28 protein-coding genes and 1 pseudogene are annotated in these 26,939 nt (G+C 72.7%); 11 read left to right on the top strand and 18 right to left on the bottom strand.

Translation table 11 applies throughout. The features are described from left to right. Window positions 1–75: 75 nt before the first annotated feature. The 6 genes from R6Y94_RS09450 to rsmD all read right to left on the bottom strand — a co-directional run bounded on the left by R6Y94_RS09450 (window position 76) and on the right by rsmD (window position 3,888). Window positions 76–1,053 (bottom strand): phosphate acyltransferase PlsX, encoded by a 978-nt coding sequence (locus R6Y94_RS09450; protein ID WP_318395478.1) that lies wholly within the window; start codon window positions 1,051–1,053, stop codon window positions 76–78. Window positions 1,054–1,170: 117 nt separating this feature from the next. Beyond that, the gene (gene rpmF / locus R6Y94_RS09455) at window positions 1,171–1,344 is read right to left on the bottom strand and encodes a 50S ribosomal protein L32 (RefSeq protein ID WP_089254967.1); all 174 of its coding nucleotides are present in this window, start codon (window positions 1,342–1,344) and stop codon (window positions 1,171–1,173) included. A gap of 8 nt (window positions 1,345–1,352) precedes the next feature. Beyond that, on the bottom strand, window positions 1,353–1,916 hold the full coding sequence (locus R6Y94_RS09460; RefSeq protein ID WP_318395407.1) for a YceD family protein: 564 nt from the start codon (window positions 1,914–1,916) through the stop codon (window positions 1,353–1,355). Between the two features lie 181 nt (window positions 1,917–2,097). Further along, the gene (locus tag R6Y94_RS09465) at window positions 2,098–2,595 is read right to left on the bottom strand and encodes a hypothetical protein (protein ID WP_107258419.1); all 498 of its coding nucleotides are present in this window, start codon (window positions 2,593–2,595) and stop codon (window positions 2,098–2,100) included. Between the two features lie 232 nt (window positions 2,596–2,827). Continuing rightward, window positions 2,828–3,313: a pantetheine-phosphate adenylyltransferase gene (gene coaD, locus R6Y94_RS09470; RefSeq protein WP_318395408.1), complete on the bottom strand. Its 486-nt coding sequence runs from the start codon at window positions 3,311–3,313 to the stop codon at window positions 2,828–2,830. Continuing rightward, on the bottom strand, window positions 3,310–3,888 hold the full coding sequence (gene rsmD, locus R6Y94_RS09475; protein WP_318395409.1) for a 16S rRNA (guanine(966)-N(2))-methyltransferase RsmD: 579 nt from the start codon (window positions 3,886–3,888) through the stop codon (window positions 3,310–3,312). Before rsmD ends, coaD begins: the two co-directional genes overlap by 4 nt. 376 nt (window positions 3,889–4,264) lie before the next feature. On the opposite strand from rsmD, the gene R6Y94_RS09480 reads away from it, so the two are divergent. Further along, complete coding sequence (locus R6Y94_RS09480; protein ID WP_318395410.1) at window positions 4,265–5,203, top strand: cell wall anchor protein; 939 nt, start codon at window positions 4,265–4,267, stop codon at window positions 5,201–5,203. A 199-nt stretch (window positions 5,204–5,402) separates the two neighbouring features. On the opposite strand, the gene recG is transcribed toward R6Y94_RS09480, so the two are convergent. Further along, on the bottom strand, window positions 5,403–7,655 hold the full coding sequence (gene recG, locus R6Y94_RS09485) for an ATP-dependent DNA helicase RecG (protein ID WP_318395411.1): 2,253 nt from the start codon (window positions 7,653–7,655) through the stop codon (window positions 5,403–5,405). A 130-nt stretch (window positions 7,656–7,785) separates the two neighbouring features. Further along, window positions 7,786–9,515, bottom strand: a pseudogene (locus tag R6Y94_RS09490) (DAK2 domain-containing protein). 223 nt (window positions 9,516–9,738) lie between these two features. On the opposite strand from R6Y94_RS09490, the gene rpmB reads away from it, so the two are divergent. Then, the gene (gene rpmB, locus R6Y94_RS09495) at window positions 9,739–9,930 is read left to right on the top strand and encodes a 50S ribosomal protein L28 (RefSeq protein WP_101370273.1); all 192 of its coding nucleotides are present in this window, start codon (window positions 9,739–9,741) and stop codon (window positions 9,928–9,930) included. 253 nt (window positions 9,931–10,183) lie between these two features. Here rpmB and R6Y94_RS09500 read toward each other — a convergent pair whose 3' ends face one another. Beyond that, on the bottom strand, window positions 10,184–10,651 hold the full coding sequence (locus tag R6Y94_RS09500) for a GNAT family N-acetyltransferase (protein ID WP_318395412.1): 468 nt from the start codon (window positions 10,649–10,651) through the stop codon (window positions 10,184–10,186). Between the two features lie 101 nt (window positions 10,652–10,752). After that, complete coding sequence (locus tag R6Y94_RS09505) at window positions 10,753–11,691, bottom strand: thiamine-phosphate kinase (RefSeq protein WP_318395413.1); 939 nt, start codon at window positions 11,689–11,691, stop codon at window positions 10,753–10,755. A gap of 215 nt (window positions 11,692–11,906) precedes the next feature. Between R6Y94_RS09505 and R6Y94_RS09510 the strand changes: the two genes are divergently transcribed. Together R6Y94_RS09510 and R6Y94_RS09515 are read left to right on the top strand one after the other, a co-directional pair. Continuing rightward, the gene (locus tag R6Y94_RS09510; RefSeq protein ID WP_318395414.1) at window positions 11,907–12,140 is read left to right on the top strand and encodes an Lrp/AsnC ligand binding domain-containing protein; all 234 of its coding nucleotides are present in this window, start codon (window positions 11,907–11,909) and stop codon (window positions 12,138–12,140) included. A gap of 3 nt (window positions 12,141–12,143) precedes the next feature. Then, window positions 12,144–12,845, top strand: a complete 702-nt coding sequence (locus tag R6Y94_RS09515; RefSeq protein WP_318395415.1) for a DUF3515 domain-containing protein — start codon at window positions 12,144–12,146, stop codon at window positions 12,843–12,845. 73 nt (window positions 12,846–12,918) lie between these two features. Here the strand turns inward: R6Y94_RS09515 and R6Y94_RS09520 are convergent, their stop codons facing one another. Beyond that, window positions 12,919–14,013 (bottom strand): D-alanine--D-alanine ligase family protein, encoded by a 1,095-nt coding sequence (locus R6Y94_RS09520; RefSeq protein WP_318395416.1) that lies wholly within the window; start codon window positions 14,011–14,013, stop codon window positions 12,919–12,921. A gap of 380 nt (window positions 14,014–14,393) precedes the next feature. On the opposite strand from R6Y94_RS09520, the gene R6Y94_RS09525 reads away from it, so the two are divergent. Together R6Y94_RS09525 and R6Y94_RS09530 are read left to right on the top strand one after the other, a co-directional pair. Next, a complete protein-coding gene (locus R6Y94_RS09525) occupies window positions 14,394–15,752 on the top strand; it encodes an ATP-binding protein (protein WP_318395417.1) in 1,359 nt (452 codons plus the stop codon). Further along, complete coding sequence (locus R6Y94_RS09530) at window positions 15,752–16,900, top strand: tetratricopeptide repeat protein (protein ID WP_318395418.1); 1,149 nt, start codon at window positions 15,752–15,754, stop codon at window positions 16,898–16,900. Before R6Y94_RS09525 ends, R6Y94_RS09530 begins: the two co-directional genes overlap by 1 nt. A gap of 152 nt (window positions 16,901–17,052) precedes the next feature. On the opposite strand, the gene R6Y94_RS09535 is transcribed toward R6Y94_RS09530, so the two are convergent. Beyond that, window positions 17,053–17,274 carry a hypothetical protein gene (locus R6Y94_RS09535; RefSeq protein WP_318395479.1) on the bottom strand — a complete coding sequence of 74 codons (222 nt, stop codon included), beginning with the start codon at window positions 17,272–17,274 and terminating at the stop codon, window positions 17,053–17,055. A gap of 469 nt (window positions 17,275–17,743) precedes the next feature. Here R6Y94_RS09535 and R6Y94_RS09540 point away from each other — a divergent pair, with 469 nt between their 5' ends. The 4 genes from R6Y94_RS09540 (at window position 17,744) to R6Y94_RS09555 (ending at window position 20,718) form a co-directional block, all read left to right on the top strand. Continuing rightward, window positions 17,744–18,589, top strand: a complete 846-nt coding sequence (locus R6Y94_RS09540) for a helix-turn-helix transcriptional regulator (RefSeq protein ID WP_318395419.1) — start codon at window positions 17,744–17,746, stop codon at window positions 18,587–18,589. Between the two features lies 1 nt (window position 18,590). Further along, window positions 18,591–18,815, top strand: a complete 225-nt coding sequence (locus tag R6Y94_RS09545) for a DUF397 domain-containing protein (RefSeq protein WP_318395420.1) — start codon at window positions 18,591–18,593, stop codon at window positions 18,813–18,815. 156 nt (window positions 18,816–18,971) lie between these two features. Then, on the top strand, window positions 18,972–19,562 hold the full coding sequence (locus R6Y94_RS09550; protein WP_318395421.1) for an HD domain-containing protein: 591 nt from the start codon (window positions 18,972–18,974) through the stop codon (window positions 19,560–19,562). A 268-nt stretch (window positions 19,563–19,830) separates the two neighbouring features. Beyond that, the gene (locus tag R6Y94_RS09555) at window positions 19,831–20,718 is read left to right on the top strand and encodes a hypothetical protein (RefSeq protein WP_318395422.1); all 888 of its coding nucleotides are present in this window, start codon (window positions 19,831–19,833) and stop codon (window positions 20,716–20,718) included. A 27-nt stretch (window positions 20,719–20,745) separates the two neighbouring features. On the opposite strand, the gene R6Y94_RS09560 is transcribed toward R6Y94_RS09555, so the two are convergent. Beyond that, window positions 20,746–21,408: a DUF998 domain-containing protein gene (locus tag R6Y94_RS09560; RefSeq protein WP_318395423.1), complete on the bottom strand. Its 663-nt coding sequence runs from the start codon at window positions 21,406–21,408 to the stop codon at window positions 20,746–20,748. Between the two features lie 221 nt (window positions 21,409–21,629). On the opposite strand from R6Y94_RS09560, the gene R6Y94_RS09565 reads away from it, so the two are divergent. Then, complete coding sequence (locus R6Y94_RS09565; protein ID WP_318395424.1) at window positions 21,630–21,821, top strand: DUF397 domain-containing protein; 192 nt, start codon at window positions 21,630–21,632, stop codon at window positions 21,819–21,821. Window positions 21,822–21,836: 15 nt separating this feature from the next. Here R6Y94_RS09565 and R6Y94_RS09570 read toward each other — a convergent pair whose 3' ends face one another. From R6Y94_RS09570 to R6Y94_RS09590, 5 genes are all read right to left on the bottom strand, one after another. Further along, the gene (locus R6Y94_RS09570) at window positions 21,837–22,901 is read right to left on the bottom strand and encodes an ROK family protein (RefSeq protein ID WP_318395425.1); all 1,065 of its coding nucleotides are present in this window, start codon (window positions 22,899–22,901) and stop codon (window positions 21,837–21,839) included. Between the two features lie 393 nt (window positions 22,902–23,294). Beyond that, window positions 23,295–23,876, bottom strand: a complete 582-nt coding sequence (locus tag R6Y94_RS09575; protein ID WP_318395426.1) for a hypothetical protein — start codon at window positions 23,874–23,876, stop codon at window positions 23,295–23,297. Between the two features lie 92 nt (window positions 23,877–23,968). Next, entirely contained in the window at window positions 23,969–25,093 is a 1,125-nt protein-coding gene (locus R6Y94_RS09580; protein WP_318395427.1) for a cystathionine gamma-lyase, read from the bottom strand. A gap of 26 nt (window positions 25,094–25,119) precedes the next feature. Beyond that, complete coding sequence (locus R6Y94_RS09585) at window positions 25,120–26,115, bottom strand: NAD(P)H-dependent glycerol-3-phosphate dehydrogenase (RefSeq protein WP_318395428.1); 996 nt, start codon at window positions 26,113–26,115, stop codon at window positions 25,120–25,122. 76 nt (window positions 26,116–26,191) lie between these two features. Then, complete coding sequence (locus R6Y94_RS09590) at window positions 26,192–26,914, bottom strand: lysophospholipid acyltransferase family protein (RefSeq protein ID WP_318395429.1); 723 nt, start codon at window positions 26,912–26,914, stop codon at window positions 26,192–26,194. Between the last annotated feature and the right edge of the window lie 25 nt (window positions 26,915–26,939).

Consider the following 26,939-nt stretch of genomic DNA (forward strand, 5'->3'; position numbering starts at 1 on the left):
CGCTTCGCCGCCACGAAGCTTGTCCGCACCGAGGCTTGTCCGCACCGAGCTGGCTGATTCGCGCGCTACGCTCGCTCATGCCGTCACCCCGGTGCCGGTGGCCCGACCGGCCGCGATGGACTCGGCGAGCAGCGCGGACACCGCCGGGATGCTCCGGCGGCGGTGCAGGTGGGCGGCGAGCGCGATGCCCGACGCGACGTCGTCTTCCCGGGCCGCACCGTGGCAGACCACCACGGCACCGGCCACCCCGAGCAGGGTGGCGGCGCGTGGCGGGCCACCGCCGGCAGGCGGGCCGCCGGCCATCGCGTACGCGCCCTCGATCCCCTTGAGCAGGACGTTTCCGGTGAACCCGTCGGTGACGACGACGTCGGCCCGGTTGCCGAGCGCCACGTCGTACCCCTCGACCAGGCCCACGTACCGGGCGCCGGCCGGCAGATCCTGCTCGGCCAGCGCCGGGTCGGCGGCCCGGCGGATCCGGTCGCCCTTGCCCGGCTCGGTACCGATCGAGAGCAGCCCGACCCGGGGCCGCGACACCCCGTGGGTGACCGCCGCGTAGGCCGCACCGAGTACGGCGTGCCGGGCCAGGGTGCCCGGTCGGGCCTCCAGGGAGCCGCCGACGTCGAGCAGTACCACCGGGCCGTCCAGGGCGGGCAGGGTGGCGACCAGCGCCGGTCGGCGTACGCCGGGCCAGCGTCCGAAGCCGAGCACGGCGGCGGTGACGGTCGCGCCGGTCGCGCCGGCCGAGACCACCGCGTCGGCCGCGCCCTCGGCCACGGCCGCCACCGCGGCCTGGATGGTGTTGTCGGAGCGGACGATCGCGGCCGGGTCCCCGTTCATCGCGACCACGTCGCGGGCCGGCCGCACGGCGACCCGGTCCCGCTCGGCCGGGCGGAGCACGGCAATCAGCTCGTCGGCCACCTCGACGGGGCCGACGAGCAGAAGACGCAGGTCGGGATCAGCGCGGAACGCCCGCAGAGCGCCGTCAACCACGACGGCGGGAGCTTCGTCCCCGCCGAGGAGGTCGACGGCGATCCGCACGGTGCCCGGCTCCACGGGTACGCCGGCCGTCCAAGGCCGGTCGGCGTCGGCGGGAGCCGGTGCACCGGGCAGTCGCCAGGGCGGGTGCGCCGTCCGACCGGAGGTCGGTGGCGTCACTCGGTGTCCAGGAGATCAGACCTCGATGACCTGGCGGCCGTTGTAGGTGCCGCAGACGCTGCAGGCCGCGTGCGGCAGCTTCGGCGACTTGCACTGCGGGCAGGCCACGGTCGCGACCGCCGTGGTCTTCCACTGCGCCCGGCGGGACCGGGTGTTGCTGCGCGACATCTTGCGCTTGGGGACGGCCACGGTTCTTCCTACTCCTCTTGACGGGTCAGTTGCGACAGGCCCGCCCAGCGCGGGTCGACCTGCTGGTGGCTGTGCTCAGCCGGCAGCTCGTCCCAATGCACCCCGCACTCGGGGCACAGTCCTGGGCAGTCCTCCCGGCACACCGGGTTGGTCGGCAGTGCGAGCACCACCGCGTCCCGCAGTGCCGGTTCCAGGTCGATCAGATCGCCCTGCATCCGGCCCACCTCGTCCTCGTCGGTCGTCTCGTCCGTGGTGCTGTGCTCGTAGGCGTACAGCTCCTGGATCGGGACGACCAGCGAGTCCGTGATCGGGCGCAGGCAGCGGCCGCACTCGCCCTCGATCGGACCGGTGACGGTCCCCGAGACGAGTACGCCCTCGGACACCGACTCGAGCCTCAGGTCGAGGCTCAGGTCCGCGCCCTCCGGCACGCCGATCAGCTCCACGCCGAGGTCCGCCGGTGCCGCCGCCGTCCGACTGACCGTACGCAGCACTCCAGGTCGGCGCGGCAGCTCCCTCGTGTCGAGGACCAGCGGCGACCTGGGGTTGAGATGGGTCGGCAGATGCTTGGGCATAGTCAGACTCCGGCCTGTGCGAGGCCGACGAAACAGGTTACCTGAGCAGGCGGCTTAGCGTCGAACCGGGGCGAGCCGGCCGGGCCTCGACGGACACCGGTTCACCCCGGGCGGCGCCCCGGATCGCCGCCCGTCGGAACGGTCGGCGACCCGGACAGCGCGCTCAGACCGGACAGTACGCTCAGAACGGCAGTGGGCGCTCGTTCTCCTCCCCCACGAACGTGCCGATCTCGCGCAGCGCGTGCATCTTGTCCCGCCCGCGCTCGATGGAGGCGAGCGCCCGGGTCAGGAACTGTTCGAAGTTGGCCAGCGCGGTGTCGACGTAGTCGTCGACCTCCTCGCGGAGCCGCTGGGCCTCGGCCCGGGCCTCCGCGATGATCCGGGCGCCCTCGTGCTCGGCGGAGACGGTGATCTCGTTGACCGAGACCAGCCGGGCGTGCTCCGCCTCGCCCTCGCTGATGATCCGGTCCGCCTCCCGCTTGCCGGCGTCCATGATCTTGTCGCGCTCTTCCAGCAGCGCCGCCGCCCGGCGCAGTTCGACAGGCAGCTCGACGCGCAGTTCCTCAAGGGCACCGATCATCTCGGCGCGGTCGACCATGGCGTTGTTGCGGGACATCGGGACGGATCGCGCCGTCTCCACCATGCCGATGATCTCGTCTATGCGATCGAGCGGGTCCACCGGTACCTCACTCCCGTCGTTGCTTCGGTCGACATACATGATGGGGTGTCGGACCGGATTACTGCTCAACCAATGATGCGGTGCGATCCGTACCCGACCGGCGATCGACCCGGGACCGGCGCGTCGCAGGGGCATGGACCTGGGCCGGAGCGCCGGCAGTCACCGATTTTCGGTGGTCCGGCCGGCGCCGGCCGGCACCCGGGGCGAGCGCGGGCCGACAGGCGCCGGTCGGTCAGGAGCCGGGGCGGACCAGCCGCTCCCGCAGCCGCTCGCGGACCACGTCCGGTACGTGCGGCGAGACGTCCCCGCCCCACTTCGCCACGTCCTTGACCAGACTCGACGACAGGAACGAGTGCAGCGGGCTGGTGGGCATGAAGAGGGTCTCGACGCCGGCCAGCCCGATGTTCATCTGGGCCATCTGCAACTCGTAGTCGAAGTCGCTCACCGCGCGCAGCCCGCGCACCACGACGCCGGCCTGCTGGGTCCGGCAGAAGTCGACCAGCAGTCCCTGGAACGACTCCACCCGGACGTTGCCGTAGGAGCCGGTCACCTCGCGGAGCATCTCGATCCGCTCGTCGACGGTGAACAGCCCGCGCTTGGACTCGTTGATCAGCACGCCGACGATCACCTCGTCGAAGAGCCGGCTCGCCCGACCGATGATGTCGAGGTGACCGTTGGTGACCGGATCGAAGGAGCCGGGACAGACCGCACGTCTCACGATCGGCGACCGTACCAAAGAGTGGTCTCGCCGTAACGGCGACTGCGCTGCGCAGTGATCCCCTGCACCCAGTCGACCGGTCCGGTCCGGCTGGACCGCTCGATCACCAGCAGGGCGTCCGACGCCAGCCAGCCCTGGTCGCGCAGTGCGGCCTGCACCGCCGTCAGCTCCGATTCCGGTACCGCGTACGGCGGGTCGGCGAAGACGACGTCGTACGGGCCCTCGGGCGGCGCGCCGAGCACCTGGCCGACCTTGCCGGTGACCAGCCGGGCGGTGCCGGCCACCGGGCTGGCCGGGGTCGAGCGCAGCGCGGCGAGGTTCTCCCGGATGGTCCGGGCGGCCCGGGGATCGGACTCGACCAGCAGCACGTGCTCGGCACCCCGGGACAGCGCCTCCAGACCCACCGCGCCGGAGCCGGCGTAGAGGTCGGCGAAGCGGGCACCGGCCAGCTCGGTGCTCGCCTCGATCGCGCTGAACAACGCTTCCCGGACCCGGTCGCTGGTCGGCCGGGTACGCCCGCCGGGCGGCGCGGAGATCCGGCGCCCACCGAGTACGCCCGCCACGATCCGGGTCATCCCGCCTCCTGGGTGGACGCCTCCTGCATGACAGCGACGCTACGCGACCCGCAGGTGGTGCCGGCTCGCCACGGGTGGCAACACACCTCCGATGAACGCCAACGGACAAATGGATACGCCAAGTACACCGAGGGAGATAGGTTCACTACCCCCCGTTCATCAATCGTCTCGAATTGACAACATCATCGTTAGAGGACCCTGAAGGGTGTTCCTGTACCACGCCGATCGCTAAGGTCGTGCGCTGTGCCGGCTGCGTCTTGCCGGCGCCTACGACGTCGGGGAGGCGGTTCTCGCAGGTCGAGCGCCACCCCATGGCGCCCCCGCTCGCCAACCCACCCGCGTCGTACCATGACGCCCTCATCTCTCAGGAGTACGCGTGATCCGTCCTAAGCTGTCGCTCCGGCGATCGGCTGCCGTCCTCGGGGCCGCCTTCCTCGGCCTCGGCGCGGCAGTCGCGATTGCGGCGCCGGCCAGCGCCCACCACCCCGAGATCTACGGCAAGTACTGCAAGGTCGAGGGGAGCAACAACTACGAGTTCCAATGGACGGTCGGCAACAGCGAGACCATCAAGGCCGAGGTCATCCGGGTCGAGCCCGGCCCGGTCGGTGACATCAAGGTCGGTGCCGAGATGAACCCGAGGGGCGGCAAGCCGCTCACCGGCACCGAGACCCGTACGGCCCCTTCGAAGGGGAAGCTCGACAAGAGCCTGCTCGTCGAGGCCAAGTGGAAGCGCCCGGATCGCATCCTCAAGGAGCACCGCAAGGTCGACGCCAGGGACATGGGCAAGTGCAAGACCCCGCCCACCACCCCGCCGACGACTCCGCCGGCCACCTCGACGCCGACCCCGGAGCCGACGCCGTCTGCGACGCCGACCCCGGAGCCGACCCCGTCGACCACCCCTACCCCGGAGCCGACCCCGTCGACCACTCCGGAGCCGGTCGAGCCGGTGGGCACCTACGAGTCCACCTGTGACGAGCTGATCATCACGCTGGAGAACACCACGGACGCGGAGATCAGCGTCGTCCTCACCCCGAACGAGGGCGAGGCCAAGACCCTGACGGTGGCCGCGGGCGAGACCGGCAGCGTGAAGTTCCCGGCCGAAGAGGGCCTGGTCGTCACCCCCAGTGGTGAGGGCCTGACGGGCGAGCCGATCGAGTACGAGCAGCCGGAGAACTGCGGTGGCGGCGGCGGTGGCGAACTGCCGCTGACCGGTGCCGCTGCCGGTGGCATCGCGGCTGGCGCCGTGCTGCTGCTCGCCGCCGGTGTGGTGCTCTACATCGTGGCCCGCCGCCGTCGGGTGACCTTCACCGCCTGATCGGTAGCGACCGCACCAACTGAACCAACCGCCTGAGGGCGCGTCGACCGGAAACGGTCGGCGCGCCCTCAGCGTTTTCCGGCGTACGCCGCTGTAGTGGAGTGCGCGGGCGACCGGCCGGGCTATCAAGGCGTTGTGCGGAAGTGTGCGCGCAACTTCTCCCAAGCGTCGATTCCAGGCGACCCGGCTTGGCGGACCGTCAGCCCTTCTCCAGGTATTCCGCGCGTTCCTCGTCGACCAGGGCTGCCACCGAGGCAGCCAGCGCAGGATGCCGATCCAGCTCCGGATCCTCCTCGACCAGGGCGATCGCCTCGACCCGGGCGTTGCGGATCAGCTCGGCGTCCTTCAGCAGCGACAGCAGCCGCAGGTGCGAACGCCGCCCGGACTGGGTCGCCCCGAGTACGTCCCCCTCCCGCCGCTGCTCCAGGTCGAGTTCGGCCAGCCGGAACCCGTCGGTGGTGGAGGCGACCGCGTCCAGCCGCTCCCGGGCCGGCGACTCCTCGACGGCCTCGGTGACCAGCAGGCAGAGTCCGGCGGCGGAACCACGGCCGACCCGGCCCCGCAACTGGTGCAGTTGGGAGACCCCGAACCGGTCCGCGTCGAGCACGATCATCACGGTCGCGTTCGGCACGTCGACCCCGACCTCGATCACGGTGGTCGCCACCAGCACGTCCAGCTCGCCGGCCGCGAAGGTCCGCATCACCGAGTCCTTCTCGTCGGCCGGCAGCCGGCCGTGCAGTACGCCGATCCGCAACCCGTGCAGTGGGCCCTCGGCAAGGAGTGGGGCCACCTCGGCCACCGCCAGCGGGGGACGCCGGCCGTCCTCGCCGACCGCGCCGACCTCCTCGGCGGTCGCCGCCTGGTCGCCGATGCGCGGGCAGACGACGTACGCCTGGTGGCCGGCGGCGACCTCCTCGCGCAGCCGGCGCCAGGCCCGGTCCAGATAGGCGGGCTTCTCCGCCGCCGGTACGACGTGCGAGGCGATCGGCGACCGGCCGCGCGGCAACTGGGAGAGGGTGGAGATCTCCAGGTCGCCGTAGACGGTCATCGCCACGGTGCGCGGGATCGGCGTCGCCGTCATCACCAGCACGTGCGGCGGCTGCTCGGCCTTGGCCCGCAGCGCGTCCCGCTGCTCGACACCGAACCGGTGCTGCTCGTCCACCACCACGAGACCGAGGTCGGCGAAGTCGACACCCTCGTAGAGCAGGGCGTGGGTGCCGACCACGATGCCCGCCTCCCCGGCGGCGACGCTCTCCAGGGCACGGCGCCGGGCCGCCGCGCCGAGCGAACCGGTGACCAGGGCCAGCCGGGTACCGTCCGGATCGCCGTCCAGCTCGCCGGCCCGACCGAGCGGGCCGAGCAGGTCGAGCATGCCCCGGTAGTGCTGCGCGGCGAGTACCTCGGTCGGGGCCAGCAACGCGGCCTGGCCGCCCGCGTCGACGACCTGGAGCATCGCGCGCAGCGCGCAGACCGTCTTGCCGGAGCCGACCTCGCCCTGGAGCAGCCGGTGCATCGGATGCGCCGTGCCGAGATCCGCCGCGACCTCCTCGCCGACCGCGCGCTGCCCGGCGGTCAGCTCGTACGGCAGCCGGGCGTCGAACGCGGTCAGCAGCCCGCCCTCGCGGCGCGGCCGGGGCTTCGCGGGCCAGGCCGCCGCCCGGTGTTTGCGCTGCACCAGGGTCAGTTGCAGGGCGAACGCCTCGTCCCACTTCAACCGGTGCCGGGCCCGGTACAGCTCCTCCTTGGTCGCCGGCCGGTGGATCTCGCGCAGCGCGGTGGCCAGCCCGACCAGGTTGCGGGTGGCCCGCAGCGTCGCCGGCAGCGGGTCCTCCGGCGGCGTGACGGTGTCCAGCACCACCCGGACACACCGGGCGATCACCCAGGTCGGCACCGCCGCCGCGGCCGGGTAGACCGGGATCAGCGCCCCGGCGAACTCCTCGATCTCCTCGCCCACCTCGCCCCCGGTGCCGGGCTCGCCGTCGCCGCTGCCGCTGCCGTCGCCGAGCAGGACGTACTCCGGGCCGTTGAGCTGGCGCTTGCCCCGGAATTCGGTGACCTTGCCGGCGAACATCCCCCACCGGCCGGGCTTGAGGTCCCGCTCCCGCCACGCCTGGTTGCCGAAGAAGGTGAGCGTCAGTACGCCGCCGGAGCCGTCCCCGACGGTCACCTCCAGCAGGTTTCCCCGGCGCTGCCGCATCGGCCGCACCGCCGTACGCTGCACCTGGCCGAGCACCGTGACCTGCTCCCCCACCTCCAGGGAGCGGATGTCGGTGTGCTCGCCGCGCTCGTCGTAGCGACGCGGGAAGTGGTAGAGCAGGTCACCGGCGGTGTGCAGGTCGAGATGGCTGCCCAGCGCCTTCGCCGTCTTCTCGCCGACCAGCTTGCGCAGCGGCGTCTCCAGGTCGGCCGAGGTCGATCCGGTGCCGGCCGAGGTCGATCGGTTCGCTGTCATCGGTCCCCCACGAACGCTCTCATCCGGCTCTCCACCACCAGCCTCACCCGACTCTCCGGCACGCTCGGCCGACTGCTCCGACACCCTCGGCCGGCTTCCCCCACGCCCTCGGCCGGCTTCCCCGACAGCGTCATTCGACTCCCACCAGCAAGGGATAGAACGGCTGACCGCCGGAGTAGTGGTGCACCTCGACGAAGGGCCAGCGCCGGGCCAGGTGGCCCCGGAGGACCTCGGCCAGCTCCTCCGGGGCGTCGGCGCCGAGCAGCAGGGTGACCAGCTCACCGCCGCCGCCGAGCAACCGGTCGAGCAGCGCCGTGCAGGTCTGCACCAGGTCGCCGCCGATCAGGTGCACCTCGCCGTCCACCAGCCCGAGCACGTCGCCCGGTTGGCAGCGGCCGGCCACCGTCAGCGCCTCCCGGGAGGCGTGGCAGACCTCGGCGTACCGGCAGGCGCCGGCCGCCTCGGCCATCGCGATCACGTCGTCGGCAAACCGCCGGGCCGGATCCCGGACCGCGAGCGCGGCCAACGCCTGCACCGGGGAGCGGGTCGGCACCACGCTCACCGATATCCCGAACGGCTGCGCCTCCTCGGCCGCCACCCTGGCCACCGCCCGGGTGTTCGGGTCGTTCGGCAGCACCACCACCCGGGACGCGCCAGTCGACCGGACCGCCCCGAGCAGCTCCCCGGCGGACGGGTTGCCGTCCACCACGGTCGCCCCCTCGGCGGCGAAGATCGCAGCCAGCCCGGGACCTGCGGCGACCACCACCGCTGCCCGCTCCGGCGTCTCCGCCGGAGCCGGCGCCGGCGGGGGCGCCGCCCCCGGCCGGGCCGCCCCCCCGGGGGCCGGGCGCCCCCCCCCCGGGGGCCCGGCGGGGGCGCCCCCCCCCCCCCCGCCTCCGGCGGGCCCGCCTCCGCGAGCTGGTCCTCGAAGCGGGTGACCGAGATCTGGTACGGCCGGCCGGCCACCACGCCGGCCTCGATCGCCGCCCCGACGTCGTTGACGTGTACGTGCACGTTCCAGGTCGACGTGCCGGTGGCGTCCGCCTCGTCGCCGACCACCACCAGCGAGTCGCCCAGCCTGGCAAGTTCGGCCCGGAGCCGGTGTACCGCCGCCCGGTCGGCGTCGAGCAGGAACTGCACCTCGTAGGCGTACTCGGTGGAGCCGGTCTCCCGGGCGGCCGCCAGCGGCCGGCGCGGCGGGGCCGGGGCGGGTTCCGGCCGCTCCGGTGCGGCACCGGTGACCACCTCGACCAGCGCGTCCAGCAGGACGCAGAGGCCACGCCCGCCCGCGTCCACCACACCGGCCCGGGCCAGCGCCGGCAACTGCTCCGGGGTACGCGCCAGTGCCTCGGCGGCGGCGGTCGCGGCAGCCCGGACCACCGCCGGAAGATCGTCGGTGTCGGCCCGTTCGGCGGCCGCCGCCGCGGCGGTGACGACGCTGAGCACGGTCCCCTCCACCGGCTCGGCCACCGCCGAGTACGCCGCCGTGCCGGCCGCCCGCAGTGCCCTGGCGAGCGCCCGACCCCGGACCTCGGACGTGTCGCCGAGCGCGTCGGCCAGGCCGCGCAGGATCTGCGAGACGATCACTCCCGAGTTGCCCCGGGCGCCGAGCAGCGCACCCCGGGCCAGCAGCCGCAGGACCCGGGCGGGTGCCGGCTGTCCGCCGACGCCCGGATCGTCCCGTTCGAGCCGGACCGCCTGCTCGGCGGAGGTCATCGTGAGCACCAGGTTGGTGCCGGTGTCGCCGTCCGGAACCGGATAGACGTTGAGCTGGTTGATCTCCTCCTGGTGCCGCTTGAGCGCGGCCAACCCACCGGCACACCACCGGTGCAGGGCCGCGGCGTCGAGGGTCTCCAGCACGGCGAGAAGCCTACTGGCGTACCCTGACGCCCCGCTGACACTGCCGCGCGACTCCGGCCACCGCTTCCGACCGGGAAATCCGGCGGCGGAGCGACGCGGCGGCCGGTGGGCCGGGACGGGTGGAGCCGATTCGCCCGGCGACCCGACCATCGGGTACCCTGGCCAGGTTGCCCGGCCAGCACCCTGCCGGCGACCTGACAACGATCAATCCCAGGAGTATCCCGTGGCTAGCGTGTGCGACATCTGTGGCAAGGGGCCTGGCTTCGGCCACAACGTGTCCCACTCGCACCGGCGGACCAACCGTCGCTGGAACCCGAACATCCAGTCGGTGCGTACCCCGGCGGGTGGCGGCACGACCCGCAAGCTCAAGGTCTGCACCTCGTGCATCAAGGCCGGCAAGGTCGCCCGCGCCTGAGCCTGGGCAACCGTAAGCTCGAATAGCCGCCGGAGCAGTGCTCCGGCGGCTATTGCTGTCCGCACCGGCCCGCCACCACCGGATCCGCCACCCAGCCGCACCACGCGCCCCAGCGGCGCCACGCCACCCAGCCGCGCCACGCCACCCGGCGCGGCGCCGCCGGCAACGGGTCCCGAGGTGGCCGGTGCCCACCGGCCGGCGGATCAGAGAGACGGCCGGTCAGAGGGACCAGCGGATCAGAGAGAACGGCCGGTCAGAGGGAGCGGCCGAACGAGAGCACCCCAGGCTCGTCCCGGTAGTAGCCGAAGTCCGGAATCCGCTCGTAGCCGCTGCCCTTGTAGAGCGCGATCGCCTCGGGCTGCCGGTCGCCGCACTCCAGGATCAACCGACGGCGTCCGTGTTCCCGGGCCGAGTCCTCGACCGCCGACAGCATCCGCCGGGCGACACCGCGACCGCGAGCCACCGGGGAGACGTACATCCGCTTGAGTTCGGCGACGTCGCCGCTGCCGCCGTGAGTACGCCACCCGGCGCAACCGACCGGCACCTCTTCCAGGTACGCCACCAGGAACGCCCCGGCCGGAGGCGCGAACTCGCTCACCGCCACGGGGGTCTGGTCGCCCCCGCCGCCGTACCGCTGTGCCAGGTCGGCCAGCGCGGAGCCGACCAACTGCTGCGCGACCGGGGAATCGTAGGGGACGACGCGGATGTCCAGCTCACTCACCCAGTGAAGGGTACGACCCGCGCCCACGCCTCACCGATCGGGCCCCAGGATGCAGCCGCCGATCCGGGAACCGGCGCACCGGACCGCTCGACCCGCGCCGGTCAGCGGAAGTGGTCCCAACCACCCGATCCCTTGTAGGCCCGCCCGTCCACGGTCACCCCGGCACCGTGCACCACGTGACCGATCAGCCGGAAGCCGCCCGGCAACGGCAGGTCCTCCGGGAACGTCGCCACCAGCGCGTGGTCGTCGCCACCGCCGAGGACCCAGGCCAGCGGATCCACCCCGAGCGCGTGCGCGGCGTCCCGCATCTGCTCAGGCACCTCGAACGCGCTGCCGAGCAGGTCGATGCCGACCCGGCTGGCCGTCGCCACGTGACCGAGGTCGGCGAGGAGCCCGTCCGAGACGTCGATCATGGCGGTGGCGCCGAACCGGGCCGCCGACGGCCCCGCCCCGTACGGCACCTCGGGCCGCCGGTACGCCTCGACCAGGACCTTCGGGGTGCGGAACCCGCGGGACAGCACGGTGTAGCCGGCAGCGGCGTAGCCCAGCCGGCCGGCGAGCGCGACGACGTCGCCGGCCCGTGCGCCGCTGCGCACCACCGGGGGATGTCCGCCCAGGTCACCGAGGGCGGTCACCGCGATGGTCAGGGTGGGACTGGCCGACATGTCCCCGCCGACCACGCTCGCTCCGACCCGGGCCGCCTCCGCCGCCAGGCCGTCGGCCAACTCCTCCGCCCACTGCGCCTCCAGATCCGGCGGCATGCAGAGCGCGACGAGCAGCGCGGTCGGCACCGCGCCCATCGCCGCCACGTCGGCCAGGTTCGCCGCGGCGGCCCGATGGCCGATGTCCACCGCGCTCGCCCAGTCCCGGCGGAAGTGCCGCCCCTCGACCAGTACGTCCGTGGAGGCGACCACCCGGCCGTCGGGGGCGTGCACCACCGCCGCGTCGTCGCCCGGCCCGAGCAGCGTGGCGTGCCCGGCACCCAGCCGGGCGGTGACCCGGGCGATGAGGCCGAACTCGCCGGCCCTCGCGACGCTCACACCGACCTCCGGGCACGCTCGGCAGCCGTCCCGGCCGGACCCGTGGCTGGTCGCGGCCGCCGGTTTCCGGGTACCTCCGGATCCGGCGCCACGCCCGCACCGGGCCGGCCGATTCGATCGCTCATCGTGTCTCCTCCGACCACCGATCGGGATCCGACCTGCTCCGTACGGTATTTTCACGGTCTAGCCGCTCGGCGGCGGACGGGAGGCGGGTCGTGGTCCAGGCGTACATCCTCATCCAGACAGAGGTCGGAAGGGCACGTGACGTGGCCGCGCGCATCTCGGATATTCCTGGAGTCGTCCGCGTCGACGCCGTCACCGGCCCGTACGACGTGGTCGTGCTCACCGAGGCACACACCGTCGACGAACTGGGCAAGATGATCGTCAGCAAGGTGCAGTTGGTGCCCGGCATCACCCGCACGCTGACCTGCTCCGTGGTCCGGTTGTAAGTGGTGCGGAGCACGAAGTCCGGCCAGCCGGACGGACACCAGACCCAGCCGGAAGCAGCCGCCGCACAGCCGGAAGCAGCCGAGTCAGGGTCGGAGGCGGCGGCGACCGGTCGTCCGGCGGGCTCGCCGACCGGGGCCGGACCGGACCGGACCACCCGGCAGGCCGCGCTCTGGGCCACGGTGGTTGCCCTGCCGCTGACCGTCCTCGTCGCGGTGCTGGTCTTCGGCCAGCTCAGTCCGGACCCCGTCGAGAAGCCCGCCGCGACGCCGACCTCGGCCGCACCGCAGGCGACCACGCCGGTGCAGATGGCCGCCCCGGGCCTGGCCGAACGGCCGGCCACGGTCTGCCGGGCCCTGCTGTCCCGGTTGCCGGCCACCCTCCGCGACCTGGGCCAGCGCCCGGTCACCGCCGGCCCGGAGCAGAACGCCGCGTACGGTGACCCGGCCATCACCCTCGCCTGCGGGGTGGCCCGGCCGGCCGTTTCGGCGGTCGCCGACCTCTGGATGGTCAACAACGTCTGCTGGCTCACCGAACACCGCGACGGCGGCCTGGTACTGACCACCGTGGACCGTGAGGTGCCGGTCCGGCTCAGCGTGCCGGCCGGGCAGGAGCAGACGGTGCAGTGGGCGGCACCGGTGTCGGAGTCCCTGGTCGCCTCGGTGCCGTCGGTGCCGGACGTACCGACCGGCTGCGCCGAGGGCTGACCGCCACCGCACCGACGCCGCGCCGTTTCCGGTCCGGCCGACCTATCCCGGACAGGCAGCGAACGGACGTTTGTCAATGCAGACCGGTGCCTCGACGCAGCGCGGTCCGGATCAGCCGGTTGACTAGTTTGGGGTACTCCAACCCGGTCGCCGCCCACATCTGCGGGAACATCGAGGTGGGTGTGAACCCCGGCATGGTGTTGATCTCGTTGAGATAGACGTCCAGTTCCGGTGTGACGAAGAAGTCGACCCGGGCCAGACCGGCGCAGTCCAGCGCGGTGAACGTGCGGCAGGCGTACTCCTGCACCTGCCGGGTCACCCGGTCCGGCAGCTCGGCCGGGATGTCGTAGTCGCTGGCGTCGAGGTACTTCGCCTCGAAGTCGTAGAAGTCGTGCTCGGCCACCCGGATCTCGGCCAGCAACGACGCCTCCGGGCCGCCACCCGCCTCGGCCTCCAGCACCCCGCACTCGATCTCCCGCCCGACGATCGCGGCCTCGACCAGCACCTTCGGGTCGACCTGCCGGGCCAGCGCGACGGCGTCGTCGAGATCCGCCCAGTCGGAGACCTTGCTGATCCCGACCGACGAACCCGCCCGGGACGGCTTGACGAAGACCGGCAGTCCGAGCCGCTCCTTGTCCTCCTCGGTCAGGCTGACCCCGCTGCGCAGCACCACGTAGGGCCCCACCGGGATGTCCTCGGCGACCGCCAGCTTCTTGGTGAACTCCTTGTCCATCGCCGCCGCCGAGGCGAAGACGTTCGCACCGACGTACGGGATGCCGGCCATTTCCAGCAGCCCCTGGATGGTGCCGTCCTCGCCGTACGCGCCGTGCAGCGCCGGAAAGACCACGTCGACTCCGGCGAGTGCCTGTGGCCCCTGGGCCGGGTCCAGCACCATCAGACCGTCGCCGGTCGGGTCGGCCGGCAACACCACGGTGGATCCGGCGGCAGCGGTGATCTCCGGCAGCCGCCGATCGGTGATCGCGAACTGGGCCGGGTCACCATCGGTCAGCACCCACTGGCCCGCCCGGGTGATGCCCACCGGGACCACGTCGTACTCGTCCGGGTCGAGGGCGGCGAGGATGCTGCCCGCGCTGACGCAGGAGATCGCGTGCTCCGTACTCCGGCCGCCGAAGACGACGGCCACGCGGGTCTTGCCTGGGGTGGTCACTCCGGTCACCTTTCGTTCGCGTCACCGCTGGTCGCTCGCGTCACCGCTGGCCGGCGCCGTCGCTGGCCGAACGCGGCACCGCTGGGCGAACGCGGCACCGCTGGCCGGCGTCATCGCTGGTCCTTCGCGTCACCCGACGGTGCCCGCCCGGCCGGAGACCCTGCCGTGCTGCCGTCGCTCCTCGTGCGCTCACCGGGAGACCCTACTCTGCGTGGCCTACTCCCGGGTCCACACCCCTTTTCAGGGCCGGGAAACCTCTACCGCAGTGAACGTGCCGAGCACAACGGGTAACCGGTGACGTACGGCGCCCGAGGGGCCGTGGGGACCGGAGTTGCGGGTGTGTCGCCGCCGTGACCGCCGCCGTCTAGGCTGCTCGTCTTGTGAGTTCCGATTCGCTCATCGACAGCCTGACCTCGGCGGTGAACGCGAGCCCGCAGGACGTTCCGCTGCGGTTGCACCTCGCCGGGCTGCTCCTCGACGTCGGACGCCCCGCCGAGGCGATCGCGCACGTCGGGCAGGCGCTCGCCAGCAACCCGGCCGACCCGCAGGCACAGGCCCTGATGCAGCGGGCCCTGCGCGGCGGCGCACCCGCACCCGTCTCCGGTACGCCGATTCCCGGGACGCCCACCCCGGGTCCGGCGACCGGCCCGGACGCCGCCGCCGAAGCGGCGGCCGGCACCGGAGCCGCACCGAAGCCACCGCGACCGACCCGGTCCCCCGGACCGGACCAGCCGGGTGGACCGGGCCAGCCGGGCGACGACCCGCTCGCCGCCTACGAGCAGGAACTCGCCGACGTGGTGCCGCCGCGCTTCTCGCCGGCCGGAGACCAGCCCGAGCCGGTGACCGGGGACGCCGACCGGATGTTCGACGTCGAGGTCTCCACCGTCCGGCTCGGCGACGTCGGCGGGATGACCGAGGTCAAGGAACGGCTGGAACTGGCCTTCCTCGGCCCGCTGCGCAACCCGGAACTGCGCAAGCTGTACGGCAAGAGCCTGCGCGGCGGCCTGATGCTGTACGGCCCGCCCGGCTGCGGCAAGACGTTCCTGGCCAAGGCGATCGCCGGCGAGATGGGCGCCAAGTTCATCTCGCTCTCCATCGTGGACGTGCTGGACATGTGGATCGGCAACTCCGAGCGCAACCTGCACGAGCTGTTCCAGACGGCCCGGCGCAGCGCGCCGTGCGTACTCTTCCTCGACGAGGTCGACGCGCTCGGGCACAAGCGATCCAAGGTCACCTCCAGCGGGATGCGGACGATCGGCAACCAACTGCTCGCCGAGCTCGACGGCGTGGAGGGCAACAACGAGGGCGTCTTCGTGCTGGCCGCCACCAACACGCCCTGGGACGTGGACCCCGCGCTGCGCCGGCCCGGCCGCCTCGACCGGGTGGTCCTGGTACTCCCGCCGGACGCTCCGGCCCGGACCTCGATCCTGGAATACCACCTGCGGGACCGGCCGATCGCCAACATCGACGTACGCCGGATCGTCGCCGCCACCGAGGACTTCTCCGGCGCCGACCTGGCGCACCTGTGCGAGTCCGCCGCCGAGTACGCGATGGCCGACTCGATCCGGCGCGGCGAGGTACGGATGATCGAGCAGCGCGACTTCGACCGGGCACTGAAGGACGTGCGCCCGTCCACCAGGCCCTGGTTCGCCACCGCCCGGAACGTGGCGATGTTCGCCAACGAGGGCGGCATGTACGACGACCTGGTCGGCTATCTGAAGCGACGAAAGCTGCTCTGATGACCGCCGGTGCCGCCGGGGCCGGTACGGACACGGACACCAGGAAGTCGCTCCTGGAGCGGGCGTTGCAGCTCGCCCAGGTCGGCCGGGTGAAGGCGGCCTACCCGCTGATCACCGAGGCACTCCGGGCCGACCCGGGCGACGGCTACGCCCTACAGGTGCTCGGCTACTGCTACCAGCGGGAGAGCCGCTGGGGGGACATGCTGACCGTGCTCGACATGGCGGCCCGGGCCAATCCGGGCAGCCCGCAGGTGCAACGCAACCGCTCCCTGGCGCTGCGCCAACTGGGCCGGATCTCCGAGGCGCTCGCCGCCGCCGAGCTGGCCCGCTCCCTCGATCCGGACGACGCCCGCAACGAACTCGCCCGGGCCGAGGCGCTGCTGCGCGGCAGCTGTACCCGGACCGTGCTCGCCGCGCTGGCCGCGACCCGGCGGGCCAGGGAACTCGACCCGGAGAGTGTCTGGGCGCACGTCACCGAGGGCAAGGTGCAGCGCCGGATGGCGGAGTTCGGTCGGGCCCGGGCGGCGTACCTGGAGGCGCTGCGGCTCGCCCCCGATGACCCGCAGGCGCTGTACGGGCTGGCCACACTGGACAGTGACCGGGGCCGGGCGGTACGCGCCTCGCCGGCCATGGCCGGGGTGCTCCGGACGGTACCCACCGATCCGGTCGCGATCCGGGCTGGCACCCGCAATGCCCGCCGGGCGCTCTGGCTGCTGACCGATCTCGGCTGCGTCGTACTCCTGCTCGTCGCCTTCGTGGTGGGGACGTTGCAGGAGGCGATCGGGTCCCGGCCGCTCGCGGCGGCCAGCGGGGTACTGGTGGCGCTGGCCGGCGCGGCTGCCGTCCTCGCGCTGCTGCGCTGGCGGTTCAACCGGCTCTCCGCGCCGATCCGCGCGCTGGTGCTGGCCAACCGCTACCGGTTCACCTTCGTCACCGCGCCGCTGCGGCTCGCCGCACTGCTGCTCGGCATGCTGCTCTTCACGCTCGGCCCGTATCCGCCGGTCGCGGTCGTGGCCGTCGGCACGACGGCGACGGTCGTGCCGCTGCTGACGCTGATCGTCCGGTGGCGCAGCAGAGCCGCGGTCGAGGTGGGTCTGCTGGTCCGTCGCTGCTGGTTCCGGTTCCGCCGCCTCCTCTCGGGCGGCTGACCGATCACTTGTGGCGGATGATCGCTCGCCTCGGGCGGATGATCGCTCGCCTCGGCGGCTGACCGATCACCTCGGCGGCCGACCGATCACCTGTGGCGGATGACCGCTCGCCTCGGGCGCCTGGACCGGCGGCCCGACCGGCGGTCGGCGGCTCAGCCGGCCAGGGATCGCCGCCGGCCGACCGCGAGTACCTTGACCCGCTGCCGTCCCGCCCGCACCATGCCGAGCGCCGCGAAGGCGGTGGCTATCCGGTCGGCGGCCTCCCGGCTGGTGGCGCCGACCACCTGCCGGCGCCGCTCGGGCTCGATCCGCTCGTCCCGGCCCTCCCTGGTCAGCGGCCGCACGTCGGTGAGCACCACGAGGTACCGGGTCACCGTGACCGCCCCGGCCACCACCGCGGGTAGCTTCCCCGCCCGCGATCACTCCGAAGTCCGTGCCGGTCAGAGGCCACGGCGAGCCGCCTCCGGCTCGGCCGTCGTGCCGGCCAGCCCACCCCACCGGTCCCGGCACACGTAGGCCAGGTCGGCGTGGATCCACGCGCCCTCGTTGTCCCGCAACACGGGTCGCGCACACCAGCGGCATCGGGAAACCCGAGGCCAGCACGGGGTCGCGGTCATCTGTCACCTCCAGGTCCGCTTGCTGGCGGGAGGGACACGGCGATCGGGTACGGGAAGGTCCGATCGCCGTGCGCCTCATTCCCCTTCGGTCACCCACAGCCACCGTCGACACGACCACCGGCGGTGAGGACGTGATGACAGATTGCCAGTTGTGAACGCGTGAATGCAACTCTCACGTAGCTTCTCTCATGCACGCATTCCCGGTTCCATGTGACAGGATCGATGCATGGCTCCGAAGTCGTTCCGTGCCCGCCGCCTCGGCATCGCCCTGCGCCATGCCCGCGAGGCGGCCGGGCTCACCCTCGAACAGGCCGCTGACGAGATCAACAGCACCCGCAGCACGCTCTCCCGGTACGAGAACGCGCAGACAATGGTCAGCCCGGCCTCGGTACGCGCGCTGCTCACCCTCTACAAGCGGCCGGAGAGCGAACTGGAGGACATGGTGGCGCTTGCCAAGGAGGCCCGGAAGCAGGGTTGGTGGGTTCCCTACTCGTACATCCTGGACCGCCGCACCATCGACTTCATCGCGGTCGAGGCCGAGGCCACCGCGATCGCCAACTTCGAGCCCTCGGTCGTGCCGGGCCTGCTCCAGACCACGGAGTACATCCGGGCGATCATGCGCGGCGGCCCGCACACCCTCGGCGACGAGGAGGTGGAGCAGCGGGTGCAGATCCGGATCGGCCGGCAGGAGCGGCTGAAGGAGCCCGACCCGCCGATCTACGACGCCATCGTCGACGAGGGCGCCCTGCTCCGGCCGGTCGGCGGGGAGGCCGTGATGGCGGCGCAACTGAAGAGCCTGCTCAAGATGTCCGAGCTGCCGAACGTGACCGTCCAGGTCATCCCGCTCAAGGCGGGCTACCACCGAGGTACCCGTGGTTCGCTGCACATCCTCGAGTTCGCCGACCCGGAGGATCCGATCCTCGCCTCGGTGGAGACCGTCGCCGGGCAACTGATCCTCGATCGGCCGGACGAGCTGCGCACCTGCACAAAGATCATGGAACACCTGCGGGCCGTCGCGCTGAGTCCCGCGGAAAGCCGCGACAACATCAACCGCCTCCTGAAAGGACTGTGACATGTCACCGGAGACGACCGACCTGCTCGGCCGGGCACCCTGGCGCAAGAGCAGCCACAGCGGAGACCAGGGCGCCTGCGTCGAGTTCGCCCTGCTCGCCGGGGCCGCCGACGACGTCGTGGCGGTACGCGACTCCAAGGACACGACCGGCCCGGTGCTGGTCTTCGCATCGGCCGCCTGGACCGCATTCACCACCGCGCTGCCCACCTCCCCCGTTCTCCCCTGACCTCGGGGGAGGTCGGCGGTCACCGAGCTGCGTCCCCCCGGCAAGGCTCGGCCCGCCCAGCTCCGGTGCCCCACGCCCCCTGTTCCGCCGGTCCGGGTCGGTGGTCAGGGGGCGTGGCGGTCCGGGGCGTGGCGGGGGTGGCTACCGTTGATCGGCGTGACCGTCACCGCGCTGCACCGCGCCCTCTCCGACCCCGGCACGCCGCCACTGCGGCCGCTCCCGCCGGAGGCCGCCGAGCTGCTGCTCAGGTCGAAAGCCCCGGCCCGGCTGGCCGCACACCTGCGGGCGGTGCACGACGTCGCGGCCCAGTTGCTCGACTGGCTCGGCCAGCACTGTCCCGAGCTCGCCGTCGACCACCGGGCGGTGCTCTTCGGCGCGGCCACCCACGACATCGGCAAGACCCGCCATCCCGAGGAGCTCTCCGGGCCCGGCTCGCGGCACGAGCCCGCCGGCCGCGAGCTCCTGATCGGGTACGGCGTCCCGCCGGCCCTGGCCCGGTTCGCCGCCAGCCACGCCCGCTGGGACTCACCGGACGCGACGATCGAGGAGTTGTTGGTCAGCCTCGCCGACAAAGTCTGGAAGGGTCGACGCGAAGCCGACCTCGAAACCCGGATCGTGGACCGACTGGCGGCGGCCGGCGGGCAGCAGCGCTGGGCCGCGTTCCTGGCCCTCGACGACGTACTGACCGGGATCGCCGAGGAGGCCGACGCGCGCCTCGACTTCCAGTCCCGCTATCCCGTCGCCTGACTGTGAGCCCACCGGCCGGCGGGCGCTGCCCGCGGCGACGCGATCATCATGGTGGCGGTCTTCGCGGTCTTCGCGACCCTGTCGATCCATTCCCGATCGGTTGATGGGAGATTACCTCTGCCGGCTTGATCGTTCAGCAAGGTTTCGGGCACCGCTTCATTGAACCTTTTCAACCTTCCCTTGCGGTTCGACGGACCGCAAGGTCGGACGCGGCGTGTGAGCGCCGCGCGGTTCAGGTTGGAAAAGGCTCATTGCTACGGTGATCCTCATGCCCGAGGTGACCGAAACGAAGCTCGACGACTGGCGCGAGCAGCTCGGGCCGATGCTTGCGGGACTCCAGGATTTCGTCGTCGGACCCGACAAGCCCCTCGATCATTCCGTCGAGTCCCTGCGCGACCTCGAACACACCCTGCTCGCCGAGACACCGGTCGGGCACCCGCCACGCGAGGGACTGGCCGTAGCAGCCGGCGGCTACCTCGGCGAAGCATTGCTCACCATCGGCGGAGGCGCCTGGACCTGGGACCCGGACTCCGACCTCCCCGTCGCCGGCCTCGGCGTCGGCGAAACGGCCGAGCCCATGCGGCTCGTCCTTGACGCCCTGGTAGAACGTACCGGGAGGGTGTGGTCGGCTGAGTACGAACGTATCCGGGCACTAGCCGCCGCACGCCGGACCGAGGATCCCTGCTGGGAACCGCGCCGCACCGATCGGCCGGCGCTACACACTGAGACCTCGGACGCCGCATCGACCGATCCATGGCTCACACAGTGGCTGACCGTCCGTGCACGAGCCTTCCCCGAGTGGTCCGCCGCCACCGGCCGGGCCGACGAGCTGGACTTCAGCCCGGAGTCATTGCTGACACTCGAGCAGGTCGTACGACGCCGGATCCCGAACAAGGACGCCCTGCGCGGACCGGTGGACGACGACTTCGTCCAGGGGGCGATCTGGTACATCGGCGAGATCGCCCGGCGCCACCGCGACGCACACTGGCGTTACCACCCCAACCGCACCGGCACCAGCAAGAACCCGTACGCGGGCAGGCCATTCGTCCAACAAGATCGCGGCGGAAACGACGCGATACCGCTGCTCGAACTGCAGGCCGCCGTCTTGTCCGACGAGCCCGGCGTACTCCTGGACCGGTTCGAGGTGTTCGATTAGCAGCAAGACGGACGCCGACGCGGGCTCCTAGCGGGCCGGGACCGCCCGGGACGGGTTGCCGGCGACCCGATGCAGCCGGGCCACCAGCACCGCGAGCAGCGCCAACTCGGCCAGCACCAGGATCCGTTCGACCAGGCCCATCATCACCCGACCACCCGGAAACGCGACGTAGTAGAGCGCGAGCAGCGCGAGCACGCTGCTCACCGCCAGCGCCCGCAACCGGCGTACGGCATCCCGCCAGCGGGCGTCGGCGGCGAGCCGGCGGATAGCCAGCAGCGTCGCGACCGGCAGGGCGACGAAGGCGGCGACCGAGACATACCTGTGCACGTAGCCCTGGGTACTCAGCTCGACCACCCCGATCGGGTCGGTCGGGATCAGCGCCGAGGCGATCAGCCCCAGGCACCAGACCAGCAGCAGCGCCTCGGCGAGGCGTCCCACCCTGACCCGGGCGGCCCGCAACGCCAGTGGCACGGCCATCGAGGTGATCCCGAGGATCAGGATCGCGAGGTTCATCGGCCAGCCGTTGTTCGATACCGCGTAGTCGCTGATGGTGAGCGACAGCGGGCTCATCCCGGGGTCGGGGGCGAGGTGCGCCGCGACGCCCAGGGTCGCCGTCAGGCACATGCCGAGCGCCGCGACCAGGGTCAGCGGTCGAGCGGTCCACGGCTGCGGTAGGGATCCGGACATCATGTGACCAGCGTCGTCGCGCCGCCGCGTCGGCGAATCCGGCGTGATCCCGGACCGATCCCGGGGATCCGCGACCCTGAGCAGGTCAGGGTCGGGTTTCCCCTACCACCGGCACTCCCCCCAGCACCATCGACACGGGCATCCCGGCCCGCTCCCGCCGCGCCCCGGGCCGCCGTAGGAGGGACGACAGCGACCCGGGGCCGCTTCGAGCGCGGGCCGTATCGATGAGCACAACTGAGCCGACCTGGCGGAATTCCAGTCGCGGCGGTTCAAACGGCGGCGCCTGCGTCGAGGTGGCCGACAACCTCTCCGGACGTGTCCTCGTCCGGGACACCAAGGACCGTGCCGGCGGTACCCTGGCCTTCGGCCCGGCCGCGTGGCAGGCGTTCGTCAACCTGGCGAAGTCGCACGGCTGACGCCGGGCCGAAGTCTCAGTTGGCCGGCTGAGCCTGTCCTCGGACGGCCGGGGTGGCCGCACCGTCCAGCAACTTCAGCGCGGCGATGGCGGCGCCCCGGGCCCCGGCCATGTCGAGATCCGGCACCAGCGCGAACCGGGCCCGCTCCGCCTGCTCGGTCCGGAGCGTGGTGTGTTCCCGGACGGTGGCCAGGAACCAGTCCCGGAACTCCTGCGCCGCCTCGACCACGCCACCGCCGACGAAGTACCCGTCCGGGTCGGTGAAGTTGGCGACGATGGTGAAGAGCCGGCCCAGGGCCATCGCCTGCTGTTCGAAGATCCGCAGCGCCATCGGGTCGCCGTCCGCCCCGTACGACCGGACCTGCTTGGCGGCGCTGGACGGGTCGAGTTCGCCGAGCGGGTGCCCGGCGTACCGGCCCAGCCAGTACGGCAGCAGGTTGCGCCGGATACCGGTCAGCGAGGCGACGCTCTCCACGTCCCCGACGAACCCGCAGTTGCAGACCGGCACCGGCTGCCCCTCGGCGAGCAGGCCGAACATCGGGATGTGCACGTGCCCGAGTTCGCCGGCCATCCCGGCGGTACCGGTCACCACCTGCCCGCACACGACCACGCCACCGCCGAGTCCGGTGCCCACGATGGCGGAGACCGACGACCGCTGCGGCGCCTCGGCGCCGAAGTAGGAGTGGTGGGCGTAGAGCGCGGCCGCGTTGCCGTCGTTGTGGTAGACGACCGGCAGGCCGAGCCGGCGTTCGAGGGCGCCCCGGATGTCGTAGCCGCGCCAGGCCGGCTGGGAGAAGTTCGTCGAGCCCTTCGACGAGATGACTCCGGTGGCGCTGGCCGGCCCCGGGGTGTCCAGCCCGACGGCCCGGACCTGCTCCGGCCGGGTGCGGGTATGCGCCAGCACCTGGGCCATCGCCCCCGCCAGCGCCTCGACCGCCGCCTCCGGCCCCTCGAGCACCTGGCACGGGCTCTCGACCAACTCGTCGACCAGGAACCGCCCGGTCGCGTCCAGCACGGTGGCGTTGTTGCTGTTGCCGCCGTTGTCGAGCCCGACCACGACAGGTATTTCGGAATTCGCCATGGTGTGCCTCCCGGTACGCCGGCCGGCCCGGACCCGATCCCGGCGGCAGCCGACCGTTGTGCATACCCTGCCGTACCCGAGCCAGTCCCGCACCCCTCGCCGCCGGCACACAGACCCCCACCAATCCCAACCGCCGCCCCGCCCTCCCGCTCCCCCTTCCCCCGCCCTCCCCCTCCCGCTCCCCCCTTCCCCTCCCCTCCCCCTCCCCTCCCCCTTCCCCCGCCCTCCCGCTCCCCCCAACGCTTCCCTGATTGGGGAGTTTGGTTGGTGTGATGACCCCGCTGGATCCCCCCGATAATGCCGGAACGGGTCTGCCAGGGTCGCCGATCCCGCAGGCCGGGGTCGTGAGCTACCCGCAGTGCCGAGGGGCCGGCGTCAGCGCGGCCAAGCCGGTCACTCCGGACAGTCGACGCCAGCTCGCATCCGGACCCGCTCCTCGCGTCCGCCGGACCGGACCGCCACCGGCACGCAGGCGGGCACGTCGAGCCAGATTCCGCCGGCGAAGGCGAGCCAGCCGGACTCGCCGGGGCAGCCCGGAAAGTGCAGCGCCCGGGCGGGCCGCGCCGGGCTTCCCCAGCCGATCCAGGGCCGATTGGCCGAGGCCGTCGGCACGGCCAGCTCGACGCGGGAGTCGGCCCGCACCACCAGGCCGGTCTTGGCGAACAGCCGCGCCGGGCCGGTACCGCCGGTCGGGGAGGGTTCGAGCCGGACCGGCGTCATCGCCACCGCGTCAACCAGCGTCGTCCAGCCCTCCGGCGGCGCGTCGATCCGGTCGATCACGTACGCGCAGGAGAGCGCCTCGCCGGCACCGCCCGGCACCGGGCCGGGCGCGGCCGGACCGCCCGAGGATGCTGCGGTGGGGGTCGGGGCCGGAACGGCCGCGCCGGCCGGAGGGACCCGTCCCGGGCCGGTGCATCCGGCAGCCAGCAGGCCGATCGCGACGAAGGGCGGCAAGATCCGCGGCGTTGTCCACATGCCGGAACGAGTCGCCACACGCCCGCCCCGGTTCCAGGCTCGCCCGGCCCCGCCGGACAGCCGGGTTCGCTACCAGCTCGGATGCCTGAGTGCTACCCGCCGGCCGCGTCGAGCGCGTTGGTCAGGTCGGCGACCAGGTCGGCGGCGTCCTCGACCCCGCAGGAGAGCCGCACGAATCCGGCCGACACGTCGTCGCCCCACTGGGCCCGCCGGTCGGCGCTGGTGTGCAGCCCGCCGAAGGAGGTCGCCGCGAAGACCAGCCGGCTGGCGGTCAGGAACCGCGTCACCCGGTCGGCGTCGCCGAGGTCGAACGCGACGATCCCGGGCACCCGCCGGAGCTGCCGGCTGGCGATCGGGTACGCGGGGTCGTCGGCGAGCCCCGGCCAGCGTACGCCGGAGACGTCGGAGCGGCCCCGCAGCGTCGCCGCCACCGCCGCCGCGTTGGCGCTCTGCCTAGCCAGCCGCAGGTCCAGCGTGGCCAGTGACCGGTGCGCCAGCCACGCGTCGAAGGCGCCCGGGATCGAGCCGGTGGTCGCCCGCCAGCCCCGGATCGTCTCCAGCAGTCCGGCGGTCCGGCTGGCCACGTAACCGAGCAGCAGGTCCGAGTGCCCGGTCAACGCCTTGGTGCCGGACGCGACCACCAGGTCGGCGCCCAGGTCCAGCGGTCGCTGGCCGAGCGGTGTCGCGGTGGTGTTGTCGACCGCGAGCAGCGCACCGGCGGCGTGCGCCCGGGCGGCCAGTTCGGCGATGTCGCAGACGTCCAGGCCCGGGTTGGCCGGTGTCTCGACCAACACCAGCCGTACGCCGTCGAACGCCGGGTACGGGCCGGCGGTCGGCACGAAGTCGACCCGTACCCCGATCCCGCGCAGCGTCTCGGCGGCGAACGCCCGCACCGGGAAGTACCCGTCGGTGGGGAGCAGCACGGTGTCACCGGGCCGGAGCACCGAGAGCAGCACCGCCGTGATCGCGGCCTGCCCGCTGGCGAAGGCGAGGCAGTCCCCGCCTTCCAGTTCACCGATGGCCGCCTCCAACCCGCGGCGGGTCGGGTTGTCCGGCCGGCCGTACCCGTTCGGGGTCGCCTCCGGGCCGATCGCCGGATCCAGGTGGTAGGGGGCGGCAAAGACCGGCCCGGGCAGGAACGGCTGCCCGGGCACCGGCTCCGGCAGACCGGCGTGCACGCTCCGGGTGCCGTCACCGTAGTTCGACTGGTGGGGCATGGTGTCCTTCCGTGGATCGGTGCCGGTCACTCGGGCCTCGGCTTGCGGCTCATCAGCACGGCCATCGCGGTGTGCGGGTCGGCACCCTCGTGGCAGACCCGCTCGACCTGCTCGGTGATCGGCATCTCCACCCCGTGCGCCCGGGAAAGGTCCCGGATCGCCAGGCAGCTCTTCACCCCTTCGGCGGTCTGCCGGGTCGCGGCCTGCGCCTGCTCCAGGGTCTCGCCCCGGCCGAGGCGCTCGCCGAAGGTCCGGTTCCGGGACAGCGGCGACGAACAGGTGGCGACCAGGTCACCGAGGCCGGCCAGGCCGGCGAAGGTCAGCGGGTCGGCGCCGAGCGCCACCCCGAGCCGGGCCGTCTCGGCCAGCCCCCGGGTGATCAGGGTCGCCCGGGTGTTGTCGCCCAGCCCCATCGCGGTGGTGATGCCGTACGCCAGCGCGATCACGTTCTTGACCGCCCCGCCCAGCTCGCAGCCGACCACGTCGTCATTGGTGTACGGCCGGAGGTACGACGTGCTGACCGACGCCTGCACCAGGTTTGCCCGGTCGGTGTCGGTGCAGGCCACCACGGTCGCGGCGGGCTGCTCGGCGGCGATCTCGGCGGCCAGGTTGGGGCCGGAGACCACGACGACGCGGTCGGCGGCGACCCCGGCGGTCTCCACGATCACCTCGCTCATCCGCTTGGTGGTACCCAGTTCGATCCCCTTCATCAGGGAGACCAGCGTCGCGTCGGGTTCGAGGTGCCGGGCCCACTCGGCCAGGTTGCCGCGCAACGTCTGCGCCGGTACCGCCAGCACCACCAGGTCGGCGCCGGTGATCGCCTCGGCTGCCTCGGCAGTTCCGCGTACCGCCGCCGGCAGCCGCAGCCGGGGCAGGTAGTCGGGGTTGGTCCGGGTGGTGCGGATCGCCTCGGCCACCGCAGGGCGGCGGGCCCAGAGCAGCACGTCCCGGCCGGCGTCGGCGAGCACCTTGGCGAAGGCCGTACCCCAGGAGCCGGCGCCGAGCACGGCGACGTGGCTCATGCCGGCACTCCGCTTCGCTCCGTGCCGCCATGAGGCACATCGGCCCTGAGCTGACTGATTCGCTCGCCACGCTCCCTCATGCTCGGTCCTCGGTGCGGCGGTTCGGCTGCGCCGACCAGATCGGCGGGGGCGTCCCGCCCCGGATCTCGGCGAGCATGTCGCGCAGCCGCAGCATGATGGCGTCGGTCATCTCGTCCAGTACGGCCTTGCTCGGCGCCGCGCCGGTCCACCGGCTCAGATCCACCGGCGGACCGGCGACCACCGTCACCGGGGTACGCGGCCGGAGGCTGACCTTCTTCGTCCGCGGGTCGAAGATCCGCTGTGGTCCCCACATCACCACCGGCACCACCGGGGCACCGGTGGCCAGGGCGAGCCGGGCGGCGCCGGTCTTGCCGCGCATCGGCCACAGCTCGGGCTCCCGGGTGGTGGTGCCCTCCGGGTAGATCACGACAGCCGCACCGGAGCGGACCGCCCGGTCCAGCGCCTCCAGCGACCTGGCCGCGTCGACGGTGCCGCGCTCCACCGGGATCTGCTGGCATTTCAGCAGGATTTTGCCGATCACCGGCACCTTGAAGACGCTCGCCTTGCCCAGATAGCTGGGCCAGCGGCCGGAGTCGTAGATGAAGTGCGCCGAGACCAACGGGTCGAAGTGGGAGAGGTGGTTCGGCACGATGATCACGCCACCGGAGGGCGGGACGTGCTCCATGCCGCGCCAGTCGCGCCGTGTCCAGACGGTCAGGACCGGCTTGACCACCGCGACGGCGAACCGTCGCCAGAATCCCAGCCTGCGCCGTGTCACTGTGCCTCCTCGTCGTACCCACCCT

Origin of the sequence: Plantactinospora sp. KLBMP9567 (assembly GCF_033446045.1) — a bacterium.
Classification (GTDB): Bacteria; Actinomycetota; Actinomycetes; order Mycobacteriales; family Micromonosporaceae; genus Plantactinospora.

Coding starts and splice junctions, on each gene's coding strand:
- R6Y94_RS09460 (WP_318395407.1), bottom strand. CDS start 1,916: ATGCCCAAGCATCTGCCGACCCATCTCAACCCCAGGTCGCCGCTGGTC.
- rsmD (WP_318395409.1), bottom strand. CDS start 3,888: ATGACCCGGATCGTGGCGGGCGTACTCGGTGGGCGCCGGATCTCCGCG.
- recG (WP_318395411.1), bottom strand. CDS start 7,655: ATGACAGCGAACCGATCGACCTCGGCCGGCACCGGATCGACCTCGGCC.
- R6Y94_RS09530 (WP_318395418.1), top strand. CDS start 15,752: ATGACCGCCGGTGCCGCCGGGGCCGGTACGGACACGGACACCAGGAAG.
- R6Y94_RS09540 (WP_318395419.1), top strand. CDS start 17,744: ATGGCTCCGAAGTCGTTCCGTGCCCGCCGCCTCGGCATCGCCCTGCGC.
- R6Y94_RS09545 (WP_318395420.1), top strand. CDS start 18,591: ATGTCACCGGAGACGACCGACCTGCTCGGCCGGGCACCCTGGCGCAAG.
- R6Y94_RS09555 (WP_318395422.1), top strand. CDS start 19,831: ATGCCCGAGGTGACCGAAACGAAGCTCGACGACTGGCGCGAGCAGCTC.
- R6Y94_RS09560 (WP_318395423.1), bottom strand. CDS start 21,408: ATGATGTCCGGATCCCTACCGCAGCCGTGGACCGCTCGACCGCTGACC.
- R6Y94_RS09565 (WP_318395424.1), top strand. CDS start 21,630: ATGAGCACAACTGAGCCGACCTGGCGGAATTCCAGTCGCGGCGGTTCA.
- R6Y94_RS09570 (WP_318395425.1), bottom strand. CDS start 22,901: ATGGCGAATTCCGAAATACCTGTCGTGGTCGGGCTCGACAACGGCGGC.
- R6Y94_RS09575 (WP_318395426.1), bottom strand. CDS start 23,876: ATGTGGACAACGCCGCGGATCTTGCCGCCCTTCGTCGCGATCGGCCTG.
- R6Y94_RS09580 (WP_318395427.1), bottom strand. CDS start 25,093: ATGCCCCACCAGTCGAACTACGGTGACGGCACCCGGAGCGTGCACGCC.
- R6Y94_RS09585 (WP_318395428.1), bottom strand. CDS start 26,115: ATGAGCCACGTCGCCGTGCTCGGCGCCGGCTCCTGGGGTACGGCCTTC.